The sequence below is a fragment of the Oceanisphaera sediminis genome (genome assembly GCF_039539745.1).
Classification (GTDB): Bacteria; Pseudomonadota; Gammaproteobacteria; order Enterobacterales; family Aeromonadaceae; genus Oceanimonas; species Oceanimonas sediminis.
In genome coordinates this window covers 191,349-210,842 of the sequence record NZ_BAABDS010000039.1, presented here as the reverse complement: position 1 = coordinate 210,842, position 19,494 = coordinate 191,349, and the positions used below count along the sequence as shown (strand labels likewise).

Below are 19,494 nucleotides of genomic sequence, written 5' to 3'. Positions count from 1 at the left end.
CTGCCATGTGAAAGTAGGTCACTGCCAGGCACCCAATACAAAAAGCCCGATTCGAAAGAGTCGGGCTTTTTTGCGTCTACGTTTTAACCGTGAGTGGTGAATGCTGCACGGATGCACGCGACTACATCCGTGCTGTATACGAATACGATATCGTTAAAGGCTCGGCGTTATCTCTTCTTTTTCCAACTGCAACTTTAGTTCGGCAATGCCGTCTTCCAGTTGCACCTTGACCTTGAATCCCAGCTTGCGGGCCAGAGTGATCATGCCCCGGTTTGAGGGCATGGTGATACCGCTCAGACTGCTCAGGCCGCGAACGCGAGCGTAGCGGATGATCTTCTCCATCAAGAGCCGGCCCAGGCCCATGCCCTTGAGATCGGAGCGAACCAGCACCGCAAACTCCGCATCTTCGTTATCCGGATCCGAGATGGCTCGTACCACGGCCAGAATTTTTCCGTCTTCGGCTACGGCCACAAAGGCTATTTCCCGGTCGTAATCAATCTGCGTCATGTGGGCCAGTTCTTCATGTCCGATCACCACATCGGCGAAGAAGCGCTTGTAGCGGTCTTCATCGGACACATGACTGACAAAATCCTTATGGGCCGGTTCATCTTCCGGCAATACCGGACGGAGCAGGATGCTGCTGCCATCCTTGAGCAGTGTTCTTTCTTCCCATTCCTTGGGGTAGGGGCGGATTGCCAGGCGAGCCTGGCCATCCCCTGTAAAAGGCTCGAGCTTCATGCTCACATCCAGGGCGATCAGCTCCTTGCCGGTGGCCAGCAGCGGGTGAATATCGAGCCGGGTGATCTCGGGATGATTGATGATGAGATGAGACACCTTGGTCAGTACGCGGCAGAGGGCTTCCATGTCCAGCGATTGCTGCGATCGGTTGGCCCTGACCTTGCCGCTTTTAAGGGCATTAATGACCAGATAACGGGCCAGGGTCATGTTCAGTGGCAGCAGGGCAACGGCGGCCTGCTCTTCGCCCTCCCAGTCGATACCGCCATCACCCAGCAGAATGACCGGGCCAAACACCGGATCCGAGCGCACGCCTATATGTAATTCCTGGGATCCTGCCCGGCGTGCCATGCGCTGCACGATAAGGCCGTGAATACGGGCACCGGGATAAGCCTGCCGTACTCGATCCATAATGGCATCGGCGGCCTGTGCCACCTCGGCGGCCGAGCGCAGGTTGAGTACTACGCCCGACACCTCGGATTTGTGCACTATGTCGGGAGATCGCAGCTTGATCGCCACCGGATAGCCGATTTGTTCGGCAATATGCGCGGCCTCGGTGCTGTCCGAGGCAATCCAGGTCGGCAGGGTCTGAATGCCGTAGGCCGCCATCAGGCGGCTGACTTCGTGGGTATCCAGCTGAACAATGCCTTGATCAAAGGCTTCTCTGATCAGCAACTTCACCGTCTCGCTGTCGCTGGGCATATCGGAGATGGACTCCGGGGTTTCCATCAGTTGCTTCTGGTTGCGGCGATACTCGACTAGGTGCATAAAGGCGCCGGCGGCACTTTCCGGCGTGCGGTAAGTGGGAATACCGGCCTCGGTAAAGCAGCGGCGCGCCTCGAACACGCTGGTTTCCCCCGACCAGTTGGTGAGGATGTTGAAACGCCGGGCACGCGGATGTTCCTTGATGATCCTGATGACTTCCCTGGCCACCAGGGTGCTGTTTACGGCGGCAGAGGGCGCATGCATGATCAGGATGGCGTCGCAGTCATCGCTGTCGAGCAGTACCTTCAAGCTATCGGTATAGCGTGCGACCGGCGCATCGCCGACGATATCGATGGGATTGGTTCGGGACCAGGCCGACGGTAATACCTGGTCCAGCGCCGCCCTGGTGCCCTCGCTCAGGCTGGCCAGCTTGCCGCCTCTGGCCAGCAGGGTATCGATGGCCATGATGGCCGGGCCGCCGCCGTTGGTCAGGATCACCAGCCGTTCGCCACGCAGGCTCTGGGCATGGTTGAGGGTTTCTACTGCCGCAAACAAATCGTGGGTATCTCTTACCCGCAGCATGCCGGCCCGACGAATAGCGGCATCGTAGGCGGCATCCATGCCTACCATGCCTACATTACCACCGGTGTGCAGGTGGCCGAGCTGGGCGCCGATGCGGGTCTTGCCGCTTTTGACCACCAGTACCGCCTTGTTGCGTGAAGCGGTTCGCGCCGCCGACATGAAGGCGCGCGCGTCCTGCACCGCATCCATATACAGCAGAATGGCACTGGTGTGCCTGTCCCGTGCCAGATAGTCCAGCAGTTGGGCGAAGTCGATGTCACAGGCATCACCGAGCGAAATGAAGTGCGAGAAGCCAATGTCGTTATGGCGGGCCCAGTCCAGAATGGTGGAGCACACCGCCGCCGATTGCGAAACAAAGGCAATTCGCCCCGGTTTGGCCGGAAAAGGCGCAAAACTAACATTAAGCCCCATATGTGGCAGTATCACCCCCATGCTGTTGGGGCCGAGCAGGCGCATGCGATGTTCGCGCGCGCTGGCTTTCATCTGCTCCAGCTGTTCGGAAGAGGTACCGGCGGCCAGAATAATGGCGGCTTTACAGCCTTTTCGGCCGAGTTGGTCGATAATGCCCGGATTCTTGCCGGCTGGCGTACAGATAATGGCCAGGTCGGGCACTCGGGGCAGGCTCTGAATGTCGGGGTAGGCCATCACCCCGGCCACCGCTTCGTACTTGGGGTTGACCGGCATGACGGGGCCGCTGAAGTTACCGGCCAGCAGGTTTTTCATCACCAGCTTGCCGGCGCCATCGTCCCGATGAGAGGCGCCGATTACGGCGATACTGGTGGGTCGGAACAGGGCATCAAGTCCTTGCAGCGGCATACAGACTCCTTTATACAGATGGCATGACGATAGGCGACAGCGCCATATAGATGGTATGGCAGGACCTAAGGGTTGTAGCATATTATCAGGCCCCTGGTCTTTTTTAGTGAACAAGGGCGCAAGCCTGAACGAGGTATAGAATGGAACTCTGGTTGTTGTTTATTCCTGCCTGTCTGGCCCTGAATCTAACACCGGGACCGGATATCTTCTTTGTGCTGTCGCAAGCTCTGGGCGAACGCCGTTTTGCCGGACTCTGGGCCGCGCTGGGGTTGGGGCTGTCTTATCTGGGTCATACCCTGCTGGCGGTCGTGGGGCTGTCGGCGCTGGTGATGCAATCGGCCACCGCTTTCATGGTAATCAAGTATCTGGGCGCGGCTTATCTGCTGTATCTGGGCTGGACCAGCCTGCGCAGTGCCTCGACCATGCATCTGCCCCAGGCGCAAAACAGCGGCAGTGTTGGCCGCATATTCTATCGCGGCCTCATGGTTGGCCTGCTCAACCCCAAGGTCGCGCTGTTCTTTCTCGCTTTTCTGCCCCAGTTCATCAGTCAGGAACGCGGCTCGGTGCCGATGCAGCTGCTGCAGCTGGGGCTGGTATTCACCCTGACCGCCACCCTTTGCAACGGTGCTTACGGTCTGCTCGGCCAGCGGCTGAAGCGTGGTCTGCAGGGCCGAGAGCGGGTCTCGGTTTACCTGAATCGACTCTCGGGTGGGCTCATGATGGCACTGGGTGCCCGCTTGGCGCTGGTGCAGCAATAACTTGCCCGGTAATAAGCGGTCGAGGCCACTGGCCGCATCGGGTAAAATGGCGTCAACGCCTTATTTTCACATAGCTTTCAAGGACTAATGATGCAGTTCCCGACCATAGAAGACTTTGTCGGCAATACCCCCCTGGTACGCCTGCAGCGGCTGGCCAGCCATACCGGCAGTCAGGTGCTGGTGAAGCTGGAGGGTAATAACCCGGCGGGTTCGGTAAAGGACAGACCGGCGCTGAACATGATTCGCCAGGCCGAGGCTCGGGGTGATATCAAGCCCGGCGACACCCTGATCGAAGCCACCAGTGGCAACACCGGCATCGCATTGGCGATGTCGGCGGCGATCAAGGGCTATCGCATGGTGTTGATCATGCCCGACAACGCCACCGAAGAGCGCAAGGCCTCCATGCTGGCCTATGGCGCCGAGCTGATTCTGGTGAGCAAGGAAGCCGGGATGGAAGGGGCCCGGGATCTGGCCGACAGAATGGCCGCCGAAGGCAAAGGCGTGATCCTCGACCAGTTCAACAACCCGGACAACCCCGAAGCACACCTGCTGACCACGGGGCCCGAGATCTGGCAGCAAACCGAAGGTCGGGTCACCCATTTCGTGTCCAGCATGGGCACCACCGGCACTATTATGGGGGTGTCGCAATACCTCAAGCAGCAGAATGAAGCGGTGCAAATCGTCGGCCTGCAACCCTGCGAAGGCAGTAATATCCCGGGTATTCGTCGCTGGCCCGAGGCCTATCTGCCGGGCATCTTCGAAAAGAGCCGGGTGGATCAGGTGCTGGATATCGGCGAAGCAGAAGCGGTCGCCACCATGCTGCGGCTGGCGAAAGAAGAAGGCATCTTCTGCGGCGTCAGCTCCGGCGGTGCCGTGGCCGGCGCGCTCAAGCTGGCCGAGCAGGTCGATAACGCCATCATCGTCGCCATCATCTGCGACCGGGGCGATCGCTATTTGTCATCCGGGGTATTTAACGGGTAACAGCAGGGATTAGGGAATAGGGATTGGAAAAGCGAGTCTGCCAATCCCCAATCCCCAATCCCCGGTTTCAAGCCGTTAACGCCAGACTTTCTTCGGTCACCTGCTGATCGCCCAGATAGAGGCGGCCGCCCTGGCTGCCCAGATAAAGGGTCTGACCGCGGCGGGCCTGCTCCAGCTGCCGGCGAGGCAGCTCGGCTTCCAGCAATTGGCCCGGCCAGTTCTGGGGTTCCAGCTCCAGTCGCAGCAGGGCACCGCGCGGATTGACGTCGGTCACCACCACCGGCAGCGGGTGTTGGGCATCGGCTGCGGTGCTCAAGCTGATTTCGTGCGGGCGCAGATACCAGCTGGCCTTGCCCTGCCTATGGCTGGCCACCGGCAGTTGCAGCGGATAATGCCCCACCTTGAAGCGGCTGCCGTGCAGCTCGCCATCAATCCGATTCACCTCACCGAGAAACTCCAGTACGAAGCGACTGGCCGGTTGCTGCCAGATATCATCCGGGCTGCCGATCTGCTCCACCTTGCCCTGGCTCATCACCACCACTTGATCCGACACATCCAGCGCCTCTTCCTGATCGTGGGTCACGAAGATGCTGGTGAAGTGCAGCTCGTCGTGCAACCGGCGCAGCCAGCGGCGCAGTTCCTTGCGCACCTGGGCGTCGAGGGCGCCAAAAGGTTCGTCCAGCAACAGCACACGTGGCTCTACCGCCAGAGAGCGGGCCAGGGCCACGCGCTGACGCTGACCGCCGGACAACTGGGCCGGAAAACGGTCGGCCACATGCGACAGCTGAATCATCTCCAGCAGCTCGCCAACCCGGCGTTTGATGTCGGCTCTGGACGGGCGCTCCGCCTTCGGCATGATAGTCAGCCCGAAGGCGATGTTGTCGAACACCGTCATGTGGCGGAACAGCGCATAATTCTGAAACACGAAGCCGACCTTGCGATCCCGGGCGTGCAAGTCGGTCACATCGCTGTCGTTGAAGCGAATGCGGCCGCCGTTGGCGTGCTCCAGCCCGGCGATGATGCGCAGCAGCGTGGTCTTGCCCGAGCCGGAAGGACCCAGCAGCCCCACCAGCTGGCCGCTGGGCAGGTCGAGGTTGATGTCGTGCAGCACCCGGGTGTTGCCGAAGGACTTGTGAACCCCCTCAATCTGAATACTCATGCGGTCTTACTCCTGTGCTTCGGCGCCGTGCAGGCGCCACTCGAGATAGGATTTGAACAACAAGGTGATCACCGCCATCAGTGTCAGCAGGGCGGCGGCGGTAAAGGCGCCGACCGCGTTATAGTCCTGATGCAGCAGCTCGACGTGCAGCGACAGGGTATTGGTTTCGCCGCGAATACCGCCGGACACCACCGACACGGCGCCAAATTCGCCCACCGCCCGGGCGTTGGTGAGGATCACCCCGTACAGCAGCGCCCAGCGAATGTTGGGCAGGGTGATTTTGCGAAACAGTTGCCAGCCGCTGGCCCCCAGCAGCACCGCCGCTTCTTCCGAATCGGTGCCCTGGCTGCTCATCAGCGGCACCAGCTCACGCACCATGAAGGGACAGGTGACGAACACGGTGACCATGACGATGCCGGGCCAGGCAAACATCAGTTGCATGTCGACCCCGTCGAGCCAGCCGCCGACCGGGCCGTTGACGCCGTACATCAGCAGATAGAGCAAACCGGCCACCACGGGCGATACCGCAAAGGGCACGTCCATCAGGGTCAGCAGTAGCTGACGACCGCGAAACTGAAAGCGGGTGACCAGCCAGGCCAGCAGGGTGCCGAACACCAGGTTGATGGGCACGGTCAGTGCCGCCACCAGCAGGGTCAGGCCGATGGCATGCAGCATGTCCGGCTCGTTCAGGTTATCCAGCACGCCACCCACACCGGCGGCGAAGGCACCGGCAATAATGGCCAGCAGCGGCACCACCAGCAACAGCAGGGTCAGCACCACGCCGGTGCCAATCAGCAACCAGCGACCCCAGGGACGAGCGGCTTTCAGTGTCAGAGACTGTTCCATCAGCTGTTACCTCGTACCCGACGCATAAAGCGGCTTTGAATGCCGTTGATCAGAAACAACAGCACGAAGGAGGCCAGTAAGATGATGCTGGCGATGGCACTGGCGGCGGCATAATCGAATTCCTGCAGCTTGATGAAAATCATCAGCGAGGTAATTTCGGTCTGCCACGGCATGTTGCCGGCAATAAAGATAACGGCGCCAAATTCACCCAGACTGCGGGTGAACGACAGGGCGGTGCCGGTGATCAGTGCCGGCTTCAGCTCGGGCAATACCACACGGCTGAATGCCTGCCAGGGGCTGGCGCCCAGGGTGGCGGCCGCCTCTTCGTATTCCGGTCCCAGATCTTCCAGCACCGGCTGCACGGTACGCACCACAAAGGGCACGCTGGTAAAGACCATGGCGATGACGATGCCAACCCAGGTGTAAGACACCTTGATGCCCAGATCGGCCAGCCATTCGCCGTACCAGCCGTTGGTGGCAAACAGCGAGGCCAGCGTCAGGCCGGCCACCGCCGTAGGCAGGGCAAAGGGCAGATCCATCAGACCGTCGAGCAGGGCCCGGCACGGAAAACGGTAACGGGTCAGAATCCAGGCCATTAACAGGCCAAACACCATGTTGAACAGGCTGGCGGCGGCGGCGGCGCTGGCGGTGACCTTGTAGGTGGCCACCACTCTGGGGTCACTGATGACCTGCCAGTACTGTGCCCAGCCCATCTGGCTGGTATTCAGTATCAGCCCGGTGAGCGGCAGCAGGATAATCAGGCTGACGAACAGCAGGCTGGTGCCCAGACTCAGGGTAAAACCCGGTAGTACCCGCTTGGATGAACCCAACAGCGCCGCCATGGTTTAGCGTCCCTGAGCCTGCAGTTGATCCAGGCTGCCACCGTTGGCGAAGTGGGCGGCCATGGCCTGCTCCCAGCTGCCGAAGATGTCTTCTACCTTGAACAGTTCGGTGGCAGGGAATTTGTCTGCCACTTCGGCGGCAACCGTGTCGTTATGTACCCGGTAGTAGTAACCGGCGAGAATGCGCTGGGCTTCGGGAGTGTATAAAAACTCCAGATAGGCCTTGGCCTGTTCGGCGGTGCCGTTACGCTCCACGTTGCGGTCAATCCAGGTCACCGGAAACTCGGCCAGCACGTCGACCGGCGGCACCACCACCTGATAACCCGCTTGTGGGTTCAGTGTGCTGATGTTGTTCACTTCCGACTCGAAGGTGATCAGCACATCACCGATGCCACGCTCCACAAAGGTAGTGGTGGCGCCACGGCCGCCGGTGTCGAATACCGCCACCTGTTTGATCAGTTTGCCCATGTGCTCGCGAATCTTGTCTTCATCGCCGTCAAACTGCTGGTGGGCGGCGCCCCAGGCGGCCAGATAGGTATAACGGCCGTTACCGGAAGTCTTGGGGTTGGGGAACACCAGCTGCACGTCGTCCCGGGTCAGGTCGTCCCAGCCTTGAATATTCTTGGGGTTACCTTCACGCACCAGAAACGCCATGGTGGAGAAATAGGGCGAGCTATCGTTGGGCAGACGAGCTTTCCAGTCGGCGGGGATCAGCTGGCCTTTCTGGTGCAGCACATCGACGTCGGTCACCTGGTTATAGGTGACCACATCGGCACGCAGGCCCTGCAGAATGGCCTGTGCCTGGCGGGAGGAGCCGGCATGAGACTGTTTGATTTCCAGGGTTTCACCGGTCTTCTGCTCCCAGTGTTCGGCGAACACCGGGTTGATCTCGGCAAACAGCTCGCGGGCGATGTCGTAGCTGCTGTTGAGCAGTTCTTTTGCCTGAAGGGGGACGGCGGTGCTTAACCCGGCAGCAAACAGCAGGGAAGCCAGAAGAGATTTGCGCATGATGAACTCCAGGGACTCAAAGATGATGTACCCGAGTTTAATATGCTTATAGAGTATTTAAACTAAGTTTTTTATTCGTTTAAGGTATATGAAAGCAAGGGTGGATCTATCGAGTCCGATTCATACCAATTTGAATAAACATCTGATCATTTTAACCTCGGGATCAGAGGCAACACCGATGCATCAAGGAGGACAAAGGGATCTGCTCAGCCGACCATTCGCGCCACGGATGGCGCGGCTGAGCCTAGAGGGGGCAGCTTGCTGCCGTGACGAAGTGCTTTCGTCTGATCGAACATCCAGTGAATGTTCGCAGTGGGCTAAAGCAGTGAGTGTCACGTCCCACGGCGAGTCGGCGGAGCGGGCCCTTTGTTCGACTTTTATACAAAAATGGAATAGATCATTTGTTTAGGGGGATTGGTATAACAAAAAGGGCCTGCATCTGCAGGCCCTTTTTACGTCAGCTGTTTACCGAACGCCTTATTGCGGGGCGACCGGTGAAATCGGCTGTGCCGGCTTGGCGATCAAGGAGCGGGTGTCTTCAATCGCTTCGGTGATGATCACCTGTACCGCCTGACCCAGCTCGTACAGCGGGGCCTTGTCCAGGTAAACCCGGCCATCGTCCCAGCTGCATTCCAGTCGATCCCGGTTGGCCAGGATCAGCGAGGAAGGCATGAACACCACGGCACCGTTTTCCTGCAGGCGCAGCTTGACGCCACCGCGACCGATATCGACCACTTCGGCATCGAACACCTTGCCTTCGGCCACGGCCGGCTGCAGATAACGCACATACAGCCAGTCGGCGATATCGCGCTCGGCCCGGCGATGCATGCGGCGCTGCTCGGACAGGTGAACGGCCAGTTCGTCACTGGGTGCATGCACGCCATGTTCCTGCTCGGCAAGAATGGCCTTGATCAGACGGTGGTTGACGATGTCGCCGTATTTACGAATCGGCGAGGTCCAGGTGGCGTAGGCGGTCAGGCCCAGGCCAAAGTGCTCACCCGGGGTGGCGCTCATGGCGGCAAACGACTGGTAACGACGGGTGCGACTGTCCAGATAACTGGTGTCGCGGGCATCCAGCCAGCGGCGCAGGGCACAGAAGCCTTCCAGGCTCGACAGGGTGTCAGGCTCGAAGGGGGCTTCGTGGGTCTGCAGCAGTTCGACCAGGCCTTCCATTTTTTCACTGTCAAAACCGGCGTGCACGTTGAAGATACCGGTGCCGGCATGTTCGGTCAGCCAGTTGCCGCAAGACAGGTTGGCGGCGATCATCGCCTCTTCTACCATCTGGTTGGCGATGCGACGGTGATCGACCAGAATGGCCGTGACGTTGCTGTCTTCGTCGAGCGCAAAGCGGTAATCGGGTCTGTCCTTGAACACGATGGCGTGCTTGCTGCGCCAGGCGCTGCGGGCATGGGTCAGGGCGGTCAGCTCACGCAGCTGCTCGGCAATGACTTCGCTGCCGGGCTGCCAGTCGCCGATTTGCTCGACCCAGTCGGAGACCTGATCGTAGCTTAAGCGGGCCTGGGAGCGAATGTGGGCGGCGAAGAAGTCGGCCTTGTCGGACACCTTGCCGTCAAAGTCGATCTGCAGGCGGGCACACAGGGCCGGACGCTCTACCCCTTCCTGCAGCGAACAGAGTTCGTCGGCCAGGGTGCGGGGCAGCATGGGAATGTTGCGGCCGGGGAGATAAACGGTAAAGGCGCGCTCGGCGGCGACGCGGTCCATTTCGCTGTTGTGGGCAACATAGGCGGTGGGGTCGGCGATGGCAACGGTCAGTTCCCAGGCGTTATCCAGCTTTTTCACGCTCAGGGCATCATCCATATCCAGGGTGGATTCGCCATCGATGGTGAAGAAGGGCATATCGGTAAGATCCTGACGCGGCAGGGTTTCTTCCAGCGTTTGCCACTCGGCCCTGTCTTCCGGCGCCTGGTTGGCCAGCTTGTTGCGGGCCAGCACCACCCACCAGGGAGCGATGGGGTCTTCTACGCCGGCAATCACTTCCACCACGCTGGCGAAAAAGCCTTTGTTGTCTTTCAGGGCGTGGCGGGTCATTTCGCCCAGTACCCAGTCGCCTTCTTTCAGGCTCTTTTCGTCCAACCCCTTGATGGCGCGTGCCTTGATGGCATCTTTCATCAACGGATGATCGGGCACGATATTGAGCCGGTCACGGAACCACTTCACCCGGGCCACAAAGCGGGTAACACCGGCTTCGATCAGGGTCTCGGGCTCAACCAGCTCGCGCTCGTTTTCGGTACGCACCACGGCGGTAATGTGATCGCCATGCATCACTTTTTTCATCTGTGGTGGTGGAATAAAGAAGCTTTCTTTTTCGCTTACTTCAAGAAAACCAAAACCTTTGGAGGTACCTTTCACGATGCCTTCTTTAATGGGAAGGGTTTCGCGGATTTGTTGCTTGAGCTGGGCCAGCAGGGGGTTGTTTTGAAACATAAGTAAAGACCTGTCGAAATATGCGCCTGACTATACGGATTTACCCCCGATATGCCAAGGAAACCTTGACGCTAGCCGTGGCATTGGATAAGGCTGAGTCTGGACATGTCGGGGTGACCGGCCTCGTTCACGCCCTGGCTTAGCAGGTAGTAACCGCGGTTGTCGGGGTAGCACCATTTTTAACCGGGACGCGGCCGTCGAGCTTGGTTATCATAATCGTTTGAATCCGACTGCTAAGCGATACTCATATGTCACCACAATCCTGGCTGCTGGCGATTCGGCCCAGAACCCTGCCTCTGGCGGTGGCCTCCATGCTGTTGGGCGCGGGCACCGCCGCTCAGGCCGGCGCCTTTAACGGCGGCGTGCTGACGCTGGCGCTGCTGACCGCGCTGTTGCTGCAGATACTGTCCAACCTGGCCAACGACTATGGCGACGGCGTACGCGGTACCGACTCGATAAACCGCACCGGCCCGACCCGAGTGCTGGCCTCCGGCCTGGCGAGCCCCGATCAGCTGCGTAACGCCATGATAGTAACCGCCGCACTGGCAACCGGCTCGGGCCTGTTACTGCTGTGGGCGGCATTGGGGCCCGATGTCGGTGCCTGGCTGGGATTTATGGCGTTGGGGTCTTGTGCCTTGCTGGCGGCGCTGGGTTACACCCTGGGCCGGCGCCCTTATGGCTATCTGGGCCTCGGCGATGTGGCGGTATTCGTGTTTTTCGGCCCGGTGGCGGTGCTGGGCTGCAGTTACCTGATGCAGCATCGGCTGAGCGAGTCCGCCGGCTGGGCATCACTCACCGCCGGCCTGCTGGCGGTGGCGGTGCTCAATATCAACAACATTCGCGACATGGACACCGACCGGCAGGCCGGCAAGCACACCCTGGCGCTGCGGCTGGGGTTGCGGCGGGCGCGGGCCTATCAGTTGTTGCTGCTGGGGGGCGCCGTGCTGGCCGGCACCCGCATCATGACCGAGCCGGGCTTTGTAAGTTTGCTGGCGCTCTGGCCGCTGGCGCGGGCCACTCAATTGGTGCTGACCGGCCAGGGCGCCGAGCTTAACCGGGCGCTGGCTCTGACCGCGCGGGGCACGCTTGCCTTCACCGGCCTGCTTGCGCTGGGGCTGGTGGTCGGATAAAAACCGGCCGAGTCCAATGCCGAAATGTTTCATGGCGGTTAACTTTTTATAGCCGGATTGTCCGGTAATGACTTTGCTTTTGTGAGCGGGGTCTGTTTATACTGGCCGCTATCTTGTCGGAGTGCTCTATATGGGCTGAGACCGCGAAAGCGGGATCCGTTGAACCTGATCAGGCTAATACCTGCGTAAGGGAAGCAAGCGAGAACTTGGCGCCACACCTCTTCTGCCGAGTTCTTTCTCAACACTCCTGACAAGCATTTTCACCCTCAATGGATTCGAAGTGAGATTGCTATGTCAAAAATAAACCGTCGTGAAGTTCGCAGCCAGGCCCAGGCATTTATCGATAACCTGAAAGGCGAGCACTTCCCCAATTCCCGCCGCATCTACATCGAAGGCTCGCGCCCGGACATCAAGGTCGGCATGCGCGAAATTCATCTGGCCGACAGCTTCAAGGGCGGCACCGAAGAAAACCCCATTCTCGAGCCCAATGCGCCGGTACCGATTTACGACACCGCCGGTCCCTACGGCGATCCCGATGCCGATCTGGATGTACGCCGGGGTCTGCCCCAGATGCGTCGTCAGTGGATTCTGGAGCGTAACGACACCGAGGAGCTGGAGGGCGTTACCTCCGAGTTTACCCAGCAGCGCATGGCCGACGATGGCCTGGATCACCTGCGTTTCGAGCAGATGCCCAAGCCGCGCAAGGCCAAAGTCGGCGCCTGTGTCACCCAGCTGCACTATGCCCGCAAAGGCATCATCACCCCCGAGATGGAATACATCGCCATTCGCGAGAACATGGGCCGCGAGCGGGTGCGGGACGAGATGCTGCTGCAACAGCACCCGGGCCAGAACTTCGGCGCCAACCTGCCGGACGCCATCACCCCCGAATTCGTGCGCAAGGAAGTCGCCGAAGGCCGCGCCATCATTCCGGCCAACATCAACCACGCCGAGTCCGAGCCGATGATCATCGGCCGCAATTTCCTGGTGAAAATCAACGCCAACATCGGTAACTCGGCGGTGACTTCCAGCATCGAAGAAGAAGTGGAGAAGCTGGTGTGGTCCACCCGCTGGGGTGCCGACAACGTGATGGATCTGTCTACCGGTCGTTACATTCACGAAACCCGCGAATGGATACTGCGCAACAGCCCGGTGCCCATCGGTACCGTCCCCATCTACCAGGCGCTGGAAAAAGTGAACGGCGTGGCCGAAGACCTGACCTGGGAAGTGTTTCGCGACACCCTGATCGAACAGGCCGAGCAGGGCGTGGATTACTTCACCATTCACGCCGGCGTGCTGCTGCGCTTCGTGCCCATGACCGCCAAGCGCGTCACCGGTATCGTGTCGCGCGGTGGTTCCATCATGGCCAAGTGGTGTCTGTCCCATCACAAGGAAAGCTTCCTCTACGAGCATTTCCGCGAAATTTGCGAAATCTGTGCCGCCTACGATGTGTCGCTGTCGCTGGGTGACGGCATGCGTCCCGGCTCCATTGCCGACGCCAACGACGAAGCCCAGTTTGCCGAGCTGCACACTCTTGGTGAGCTGACCAAGGTCGCCTGGGAATACGACGTACAGGTGATGATCGAAGGCCCCGGCCACGTGCCGATGCACATGATCAAGCGCAACATGGAAGAGCAGCTGGAGCATTGCCACGAGGCACCCTTCTATACCCTGGGCCCGCTGACCACCGATATCGCCCCCGGCTACGACCACTTCACCTCCGGCATCGGTGCCGCCATGATCGGCTGGTTCGGTTGCGCCATGCTGTGCTACGTCACCCCGAAAGAGCACTTAGGGTTGCCGAACAAGGAAGACGTCAAACAGGGGCTAATCACCTACAAGATTGCCGCTCACGCCGCCGATCTGGCCAAGGGCCATCCGGGTGCGCAAATCCGCGACAACGCCATGTCCAAGGCGCGCTTCGAGTTCCGTTGGGAAGATCAGTTCAACCTGGCGCTGGATCCGCAGACCGCCCGTGCCTATCACGACGAAACCCTGCCGCAGGAATCCGGCAAGGTAGCCCACTTCTGCTCCATGTGCGGACCCAAGTTCTGCTCGATGAAGATCACTCAGGAAGTGCGCGAGTATGCCGCCGCCCAGGAAGCCATAGCGGTGCAACTGGTCGATATGGACGGCAACAGCGAAACCGTGGTCGCCGGCATGGCGCAGATGTCACAAGAATTCAAGAAACGCGGCGGTGAGCTGTATCACCAGGCCGACAAACTGGAGCAATAATTTCTATGACAAGACCCATCGTCTGGACCATCGCCGGCTCCGATTCGGGCGGCGGTGCCGGTATTCAGGCCGATTTGCACACCATTCAGGGACTGGGCGGCCACGGCTGCTCGGTTATCTCCGCCATTACCGCCCAGAACTCGGTGGCGGTATCCATGGTCGAGCCGGTATTGATGCAGGCTTTTACCAGCCAGCTGGTCTCGCTGGCCAGCGACATGCCGGCCCGGGCCATCAAGATTGGTCTGCTGCCCGGCGGCCTGCGGGCCGAGGTGCTGGCGCGCACGCTGCGTGAATATCGCCGCCAGTGGCAGCCCTTTGTGGTGCTGGATCCGGTGGCCATTGCCAGCACCGGCCAGAGCATGGCCGAAACCAACCTGATCCCGGCGTTGCAGCAGCACCTGCTGCCCGAGGTGGATCTGGTTACCCCCAATGCGCTGGAACTGAAAGTATTGTCGGGCATCGCGCCCGACTCTCCGGCACAGCTGCGCGCCGGGGCCGCCGCCCTGCTGGAACTGGGCGTACGCGCCGTATTGGTGAAGGGCGGTCACCTGGACTGGGCCGGCGAGCAGGCCATCGACTATTACACCGACGGCCAGCGTGAAATCTGGCTGGCCAGCCCCCGAGTGCAAACCCGTCACGGTCACGGCACCGGTTGTACCCTGTCGTCGGCCATCGCCACCGCCGTGGCGCTGGACTACCCGATTGAAGATGCGCTGGTGCTGGCCAAGGCCTACGTCAATCAGGGCCTGAAGGGCGCCGAGGCCATCGGCGCCGGTGCCGGCCCGGTGGCCCATCTGGGCTGGCCGACGGATTTGAACGACTTTCCCACCGTGGTGATGCCGGGCTCGGCCCTGGCCGAACAGCTGGGCATCACCGGCACCAGCCCGCAAGGGGATTTTGCCGCCATGGATACCCTCAAGCTGGGGCTGTATCCGGTGGTGACCTCGGTGGCCTGGCTGGAACGCCTGCTGGAGCAGGGAGTACGCACCCTGCAGCTGCGCATCAAGGACAAGGCCGACGCCGAGGTGGAAGCCGACATCAAGGCCGCGGTCGAGCTGGGCCAACGCTACAACGCCCGGCTGTTCATCAACGACTACTGGCGGCTGGCCATCAAGCACGGCGCCTACGGCGTGCACCTGGGCCAGGAAGATATCGAAGTGGCGGATCTGGAGGCCATTCGCGCCGCCGGTCTCAAACTGGGCCTGTCTACTCACGGTTATTACGAAATGCTGCGCGCCCGCGAGCTCAAGCCGTCCTATCTGGCGCTGGGTCATATCTTCCCCACCAAAACCAAGGACATGCCGTCCCGCCCTCAGGGGCTGGAGCGGCTGCACCGCTATGTGGCCTTGATGGAGGCGGAATTTCCGCTGGTGGCCATCGGTGGCATCAGTCGCGATCGGGTACCGCTGGTGGCCCAGACGAATGTCGGCAGCATCGCCCTGGTCACCGCCATTACCGAAGCGGCCGATCCGGATGCGGCCATCCGCGATCTGCTGGAAATGGTGGAGGGATAAGATGCTCAGCGACAGCGAATTCATGCGTTATAGCCGGCACCTGTTGCTGGAAGAGGTTGGCGAAGAGGGGCAGATGAAGCTGAAACACGCCTCGGTGCTGGTGGTGGGCCTGGGTGGCCTGGGCTCGCCCGCCGTGCAGTATCTGGCGGCGGCCGGAGTCGGCACCCTGTGGCTGGCCGATTTCGATCACATCGAGGTCAGCAACCTGCAGCGCCAGACCCTGTATGACATGGACAGCCTGCAACACAGCAAGGCGGAAACGGCGCGCGAGAAGTTACTGGCGCTGAACCCCGACATCGAAGTGATCGCCATCAATCAGAAGCTGGACCGGCAGAGCCTGGGCGATTTTGTCGCCGAGGTGGATCTGGTGCTGGACTGCACCGACAACATCTCGATTCGCCAGGACATCAACGCCGCCTGCTACGCCTGGGGCAAACCCTTGCTGGTGGGGGCGGCCATTCGCTTCGAAGGTCAGTTGCTGGCGCTGGATCCGGCCGCCGAGCATGGCTGTTATCGCTGTCTTTATGGCCCCGACATCGGCGAACGGCTCAACTGCAGCAACTCCGGGGTCATCGGCCCCGTGGTCGGCACTATCGGCCTGTTGCAGGCGCTGGAAGCCATCAAGTTTTTTACCGGTACCGGCAGTGTGCCCTGGGGTGAGCTCAAGCTGTTCGATGCCAGGGCGCATCGCTGGCACAGCCTCAAGGTGCCGAAAGATCCGGCCTGTCCGGTGTGTGGACCCAAGGGGGAAGAACAACAATGCGAGTAGTACTGAACGACGAAGCGCTGGATCTGGCCGAAGGCACCACCCTCGGCCAGTTGCTGGTCGAACTGGAGCAAGACAAGCCCGGCGTGGCGGTGGCCCTGAATCAACAGGTGGTGGCCCGCAGCCAGTGGGGGGAGCAGCAGCTGACCCCCAACGACAACATTACCCTGTTCCACGCCATAGCCGGAGGCTGACATGAGCCTGATTATTGCCGATAAAACCTTTAATTCCCGCCTGTTCACCGGCACCGGCAAGTTTGCCAGTGGCCGCCAGATGAAAGACGCCTTCGTTGCCAGCGGCACCGATCTGGTGACCATGGCGCTGAAACGGGTGGATCTGAAAAACCACAGCGACGACATACTGCCGCCGCTGCTGGAACTGGGCGTGAATCTGCTGCCCAACACCTCGGGTGCCAAAAATGCCGAAGAAGCGCTGTTTGCCGCCCGGCTGGCGCGCGAGGCCCTGGGCACCAACTGGCTGAAACTGGAAATTCATCCGGATCCCAAGTATCTGCTGCCCGATCCCATCGAAACCCTCAAGGCCGCCGAGCTGCTGGTCAAAGACGGCTTCATCGTGCTGCCTTACTGCGGTGCCGATCCTGTGCTGTGCAAGCGGCTGGAAGAAGCGGGTTGTGCCGCCGTGATGCCGCTTGGTGCGCCCATCGGCTCCAACAAGGGGCTGGTGACGCATGACTTCCTCGAGATCATCATCGAACAGGCCACTGTGCCGGTAGTGGTGGACGCAGGCATCGGCGCCCCCAGCCACGCCGCCTACGCCATGGAGCTGGGCGCCGATGCGGTGCTGGTCAACACCGCCATTGCGGTGGCCGGTGATCCTGTGGCCATGGCCGAGGCCTTCAAGCTGGCGGTGATTTCCGGCCGTATGGCCTATGAAGCCGGTCTGGCCGGCCAGAGCCGGCAGGCCCAGGCGTCCAGCCCGCTCACCGCCTTCCTGGAGACCTTATGAGTTTCTTCGACGTCTGGTCATCCATGGACTGGGATGACGTCAAGATGAGCATCTATGGCAAGCAGGCCCGGGATGTGGAACGCGCCTTGGCCAAGCCGAAGCGGGATCTGCAGGACTTCATGGCGTTGATCTCGCCCGCCGCCGAGCCCTATCTGGAGCAGATGGCCCAGCAGTCTTATCAGCTGACCCGCAAGCGTTTCGGCAACACGGTCGGCTTTTATATTCCGCTGTATCTGTCCAACCTGTGTGCCAACGACTGCACCTACTGCGGCTTTTCGATGAGCAACCGCATCAAGCGCAAGACCCTGAGCGCCGAGGAAATCGAGCAGGAATGTCTGGCCATCAAGGCGATGGGCTTCGATACCGTGCTGCTGGTGACCGGCGAGCACGAAGGCAAGGTGGGGCAGGACTACTTCAAGCAGATGCTGCCGATCATCAAGCGCCACTTCAGCTACGTGATGATGGAAGTGCAGCCGCTGTCGGAAGAAGAATATGCCGAGCTACGCGAATACGGGCTCGACAGCGTCATGGTGTATCAGGAAACCTATCAGCACCTGACTTACGACGAGCATCATATTCGCGGCAAGAAGAAGGATTTTCGCTGGCGGCTGGAAACCCCGGATCGGCTGGGAAAGGCGGGCATCGACAAGATTGGCCTGGGCGCCCTGTTCGGGCTGGAAGACTGGCGGGCCGACAGCTTCTATGTGGCGGCGCATCTGCGCTATCTGCAAAAAAATTACTGGCAGACCCGTTATTCGGTGTCGTTCCCGCGCCTGCGACCCTGTGAAGGCGGTCTGGTACCCAAGTCGGTGATGACCGATCGCCAGTTGGTGCAGTTGATTTGTGCCTATCGCCTGCTCGACGGCGAGCTGGAACTGAGCCTGTCGACCCGCGAAGCGCAGGAGTTTCGCGACAAGGTGATACCGCTCGGTGTCACCAGCATCAGCGCCGGCTCCAAGACCCAGCCCGGCGGCTATGTGGAAAACGTCAAGGAAGAGCTGGAGCAGTTCGAAATCGACGACGACCGCAGCCCGGCCGAGGTGGCCAGGGCCATTACCGCCACCGGCCTGCAACCGGTATGGAAAGACTGGGACAACAGCTACTCCGCCAGCCGCAGCTGAAGCTGTTGGCCGTAAGCTTTCAGCCATAAGCCGCCAAAGAGGGCGCAACGCGAAGCATCAGTGCGGTTGCGCTCCGCCGACACGCTTCAAGTACTTCCCTGTAGCGCTCGAAAATGCCATCCATGGCATTTTATGGTCGGCTACGGCAATCCCCACTGCTGCTTCGAGCAACATGGGTGTTGTCTGCATGCTACTAGTCAGCGCCAAGCGAGCTGAGGAGGGGAAAGCGTGTCTGCTTCGCCGTGCCCTTTGCGCCATGGATGGCGCAACGGAGCCCCCATGGATGGGTTTACGGCGTGCCGGAGAAGCAGTGCGCTTTGACCGACGGGAATGCACTGGGCTACAAACAAGACGTAAGTGCCATGCTGCTCGAACGACGAACCGGGTCGTCGGTTGGCCCACAGATGTGGCAGTTACCCACGGCAACGTCTAAAATGGTCGTTTTTATCACCCGTCCCGAGGCAGCATGAACAACACACACAGCAAGGTGATCGGTTACATACTGTGGATTTTCGGATTCATGGGTGCGCACCGCTTTTATTACGGTCGGCCGGTCAGCGGCACCCTCTACTTCTTTACCCTGGGTCTGTTCTTCATCGGCTGGATAGTGGATTTATTCCTGATTCCGTCCATGGATCGGGATGCAGACATGCGCTACGCCAGCGGCCCCAAGGACTACAGCCTGACCTGGATTCTGATGACCTTTCTCGGCATCTTCGGCATTCACCGCCTGTACATGGGCAAGTGGGTCACGGCCATCATCTGGTTTCTCACCGGTGGCTTGTTCCTGATAGGATTTCTCTACGACTTCTGCACCCTGAACACTCAAATCGACGAAGTTAACCGCAAATCACGCCGCTTCGGCTGATGTTTACCTCCACGAATTCG

Annotated in this window: 16 protein-coding genes and 1 riboswitch; of the genes, 10 read left to right on the top strand and 6 right to left on the bottom strand. The window is 60.4% G+C overall.

Annotated features, from left to right (window positions below; genetic code table 11):
• Window positions 1-153: 153 nt before the first annotated feature.
• Window positions 154-2,838, bottom strand: a complete 2,685-nt coding sequence (locus ABD827_RS14645) for a bifunctional acetate--CoA ligase family protein/GNAT family N-acetyltransferase (protein WP_344965423.1) — start codon at window positions 2,836-2,838, stop codon at window positions 154-156.
• 140 nt (window positions 2,839-2,978) lie between these two features.
• On the opposite strand from ABD827_RS14645, the gene ABD827_RS14640 reads away from it, so the two are divergent.
• Window positions 2,979-3,596, top strand: coding sequence for a LysE family translocator (locus ABD827_RS14640; RefSeq protein WP_344965422.1), 618 nt, complete (start codon window positions 2,979-2,981; stop codon window positions 3,594-3,596).
• 90 nt (window positions 3,597-3,686) lie between these two features.
• Window positions 3,687-4,577 carry a cysteine synthase CysM gene (gene cysM / locus ABD827_RS14635; RefSeq protein WP_344965429.1) on the top strand — a complete coding sequence of 297 codons (891 nt, stop codon included), beginning with the start codon at window positions 3,687-3,689 and terminating at the stop codon, window positions 4,575-4,577.
• A gap of 67 nt (window positions 4,578-4,644) precedes the next feature.
• Here cysM and cysA read toward each other — a convergent pair whose 3' ends face one another.
• The 5 genes from cysA to ABD827_RS14610 all read right to left on the bottom strand — a co-directional run bounded on the left by cysA (window position 4,645) and on the right by ABD827_RS14610 (window position 10,877).
• Window positions 4,645-5,736: a sulfate/thiosulfate ABC transporter ATP-binding protein CysA gene (gene cysA / locus ABD827_RS14630; RefSeq protein ID WP_344965421.1), complete on the bottom strand. Its 1,092-nt coding sequence runs from the start codon at window positions 5,734-5,736 to the stop codon at window positions 4,645-4,647.
• 6 nt (window positions 5,737-5,742) lie between these two features.
• Window positions 5,743-6,582: a sulfate/thiosulfate ABC transporter permease CysW gene (gene cysW / locus ABD827_RS14625; RefSeq protein ID WP_298717239.1), complete on the bottom strand. Its 840-nt coding sequence runs from the start codon at window positions 6,580-6,582 to the stop codon at window positions 5,743-5,745.
• Window positions 6,582-7,424, bottom strand: a complete 843-nt coding sequence (gene cysT / locus ABD827_RS14620) for a sulfate/thiosulfate ABC transporter permease CysT (protein ID WP_344965420.1) — start codon at window positions 7,422-7,424, stop codon at window positions 6,582-6,584. Before cysT ends, cysW begins: the two co-directional genes overlap by 1 nt.
• 3 nt (window positions 7,425-7,427) lie before the next feature.
• A complete protein-coding gene (cysP, locus tag ABD827_RS14615) occupies window positions 7,428-8,432 on the bottom strand; it encodes a thiosulfate ABC transporter substrate-binding protein CysP (RefSeq protein ID WP_344965419.1) in 1,005 nt (334 codons plus the stop codon).
• A gap of 477 nt (window positions 8,433-8,909) precedes the next feature.
• The gene (locus tag ABD827_RS14610) at window positions 8,910-10,877 is read right to left on the bottom strand and encodes an exoribonuclease II (RefSeq protein ID WP_344965418.1); all 1,968 of its coding nucleotides are present in this window, start codon (window positions 10,875-10,877) and stop codon (window positions 8,910-8,912) included.
• Between the two features lie 248 nt (window positions 10,878-11,125).
• Here ABD827_RS14610 and menA point away from each other — a divergent pair, with 248 nt between their 5' ends.
• The 8 genes from menA (at window position 11,126) to ABD827_RS14570 (ending at window position 19,474) form a co-directional block, all read left to right on the top strand.
• Entirely contained in the window at window positions 11,126-12,007 is an 882-nt protein-coding gene (gene menA / locus ABD827_RS14605; protein WP_344965417.1) for a 1,4-dihydroxy-2-naphthoate octaprenyltransferase, read from the top strand.
• 107 nt (window positions 12,008-12,114) lie between these two features.
• Window positions 12,115-12,218: riboswitch (TPP riboswitch) on the top strand.
• A gap of 80 nt (window positions 12,219-12,298) precedes the next feature.
• The gene (gene thiC, locus ABD827_RS14600; RefSeq protein ID WP_425568007.1) at window positions 12,299-14,239 is read left to right on the top strand and encodes a phosphomethylpyrimidine synthase ThiC; all 1,941 of its coding nucleotides are present in this window, start codon (window positions 12,299-12,301) and stop codon (window positions 14,237-14,239) included.
• A 5-nt stretch (window positions 14,240-14,244) separates the two neighbouring features.
• Entirely contained in the window at window positions 14,245-15,753 is a 1,509-nt protein-coding gene (gene thiE, locus ABD827_RS14595) for a thiamine phosphate synthase (RefSeq protein WP_344965416.1), read from the top strand.
• Window position 15,754: 1 nt separating this feature from the next.
• Window positions 15,755-16,522: a HesA/MoeB/ThiF family protein gene (locus ABD827_RS14590; RefSeq protein ID WP_344965415.1), complete on the top strand. Its 768-nt coding sequence runs from the start codon at window positions 15,755-15,757 to the stop codon at window positions 16,520-16,522.
• Window positions 16,513-16,713: a sulfur carrier protein ThiS gene (gene thiS, locus ABD827_RS14585; protein WP_071473916.1), complete on the top strand. Its 201-nt coding sequence runs from the start codon at window positions 16,513-16,515 to the stop codon at window positions 16,711-16,713. The genes ABD827_RS14590 and thiS overlap by 10 nt, the downstream gene beginning before the upstream one ends.
• A 1-nt stretch (window position 16,714) precedes the next feature.
• Window positions 16,715-17,485 (top strand): thiazole synthase, encoded by a 771-nt coding sequence (locus tag ABD827_RS14580; protein ID WP_298717216.1) that lies wholly within the window; start codon window positions 16,715-16,717, stop codon window positions 17,483-17,485.
• A complete protein-coding gene (gene thiH, locus ABD827_RS14575; RefSeq protein WP_344965414.1) occupies window positions 17,482-18,606 on the top strand; it encodes a 2-iminoacetate synthase ThiH in 1,125 nt (374 codons plus the stop codon). The genes ABD827_RS14580 and thiH overlap by 4 nt, the downstream gene beginning before the upstream one ends.
• A gap of 466 nt (window positions 18,607-19,072) precedes the next feature.
• Window positions 19,073-19,474, top strand: a complete 402-nt coding sequence (locus ABD827_RS14570; protein ID WP_344965413.1) for an NINE protein — start codon at window positions 19,073-19,075, stop codon at window positions 19,472-19,474.
• Window positions 19,475-19,494 lie beyond the last annotated feature (20 nt).

What these genes read in the sequence shown, in the direction of transcription:
- menA (WP_344965417.1), top strand. Translation starts at nt 11,126, where the DNA reads ATGTCACCACAATCCTGGCTGCTGGCGATTCGGCCCAGAACCCTGCCT.
- thiS (WP_071473916.1), top strand. Translation starts at nt 16,513, where the DNA reads ATGCGAGTAGTACTGAACGACGAAGCGCTGGATCTGGCCGAAGGCACC.
- ABD827_RS14590 (WP_344965415.1), top strand. Translation starts at nt 15,755, where the DNA reads ATGCTCAGCGACAGCGAATTCATGCGTTATAGCCGGCACCTGTTGCTG.
- ABD827_RS14570 (WP_344965413.1), top strand. Translation starts at nt 19,073, where the DNA reads ATGAACAACACACACAGCAAGGTGATCGGTTACATACTGTGGATTTTC.
- cysA (WP_344965421.1), bottom strand. Translation starts at nt 5,736, where the DNA reads ATGAGTATTCAGATTGAGGGGGTTCACAAGTCCTTCGGCAACACCCGG.
- thiC (WP_425568007.1), top strand. Translation starts at nt 12,299, where the DNA reads ATGTCAAAAATAAACCGTCGTGAAGTTCGCAGCCAGGCCCAGGCATTT.
- ABD827_RS14610 (WP_344965418.1), bottom strand. Translation starts at nt 10,877, where the DNA reads ATGTTTCAAAACAACCCCCTGCTGGCCCAGCTCAAGCAACAAATCCGC.
- cysP (WP_344965419.1), bottom strand. Translation starts at nt 8,432, where the DNA reads ATGCGCAAATCTCTTCTGGCTTCCCTGCTGTTTGCTGCCGGGTTAAGC.
- thiH (WP_344965414.1), top strand. Translation starts at nt 17,482, where the DNA reads ATGAGTTTCTTCGACGTCTGGTCATCCATGGACTGGGATGACGTCAAG.
- cysM (WP_344965429.1), top strand. Translation starts at nt 3,687, where the DNA reads ATGCAGTTCCCGACCATAGAAGACTTTGTCGGCAATACCCCCCTGGTA.
- ABD827_RS14640 (WP_344965422.1), top strand. Translation starts at nt 2,979, where the DNA reads ATGGAACTCTGGTTGTTGTTTATTCCTGCCTGTCTGGCCCTGAATCTA.
- cysT (WP_344965420.1), bottom strand. Translation starts at nt 7,424, where the DNA reads ATGGCGGCGCTGTTGGGTTCATCCAAGCGGGTACTACCGGGTTTTACC.
- cysW (WP_298717239.1), bottom strand. Translation starts at nt 6,582, where the DNA reads ATGGAACAGTCTCTGACACTGAAAGCCGCTCGTCCCTGGGGTCGCTGG.
- ABD827_RS14580 (WP_298717216.1), top strand. Translation starts at nt 16,715, where the DNA reads ATGAGCCTGATTATTGCCGATAAAACCTTTAATTCCCGCCTGTTCACC.
- thiE (WP_344965416.1), top strand. Translation starts at nt 14,245, where the DNA reads ATGACAAGACCCATCGTCTGGACCATCGCCGGCTCCGATTCGGGCGGC.
- ABD827_RS14645 (WP_344965423.1), bottom strand. Translation starts at nt 2,838, where the DNA reads ATGCCGCTGCAAGGACTTGATGCCCTGTTCCGACCCACCAGTATCGCC.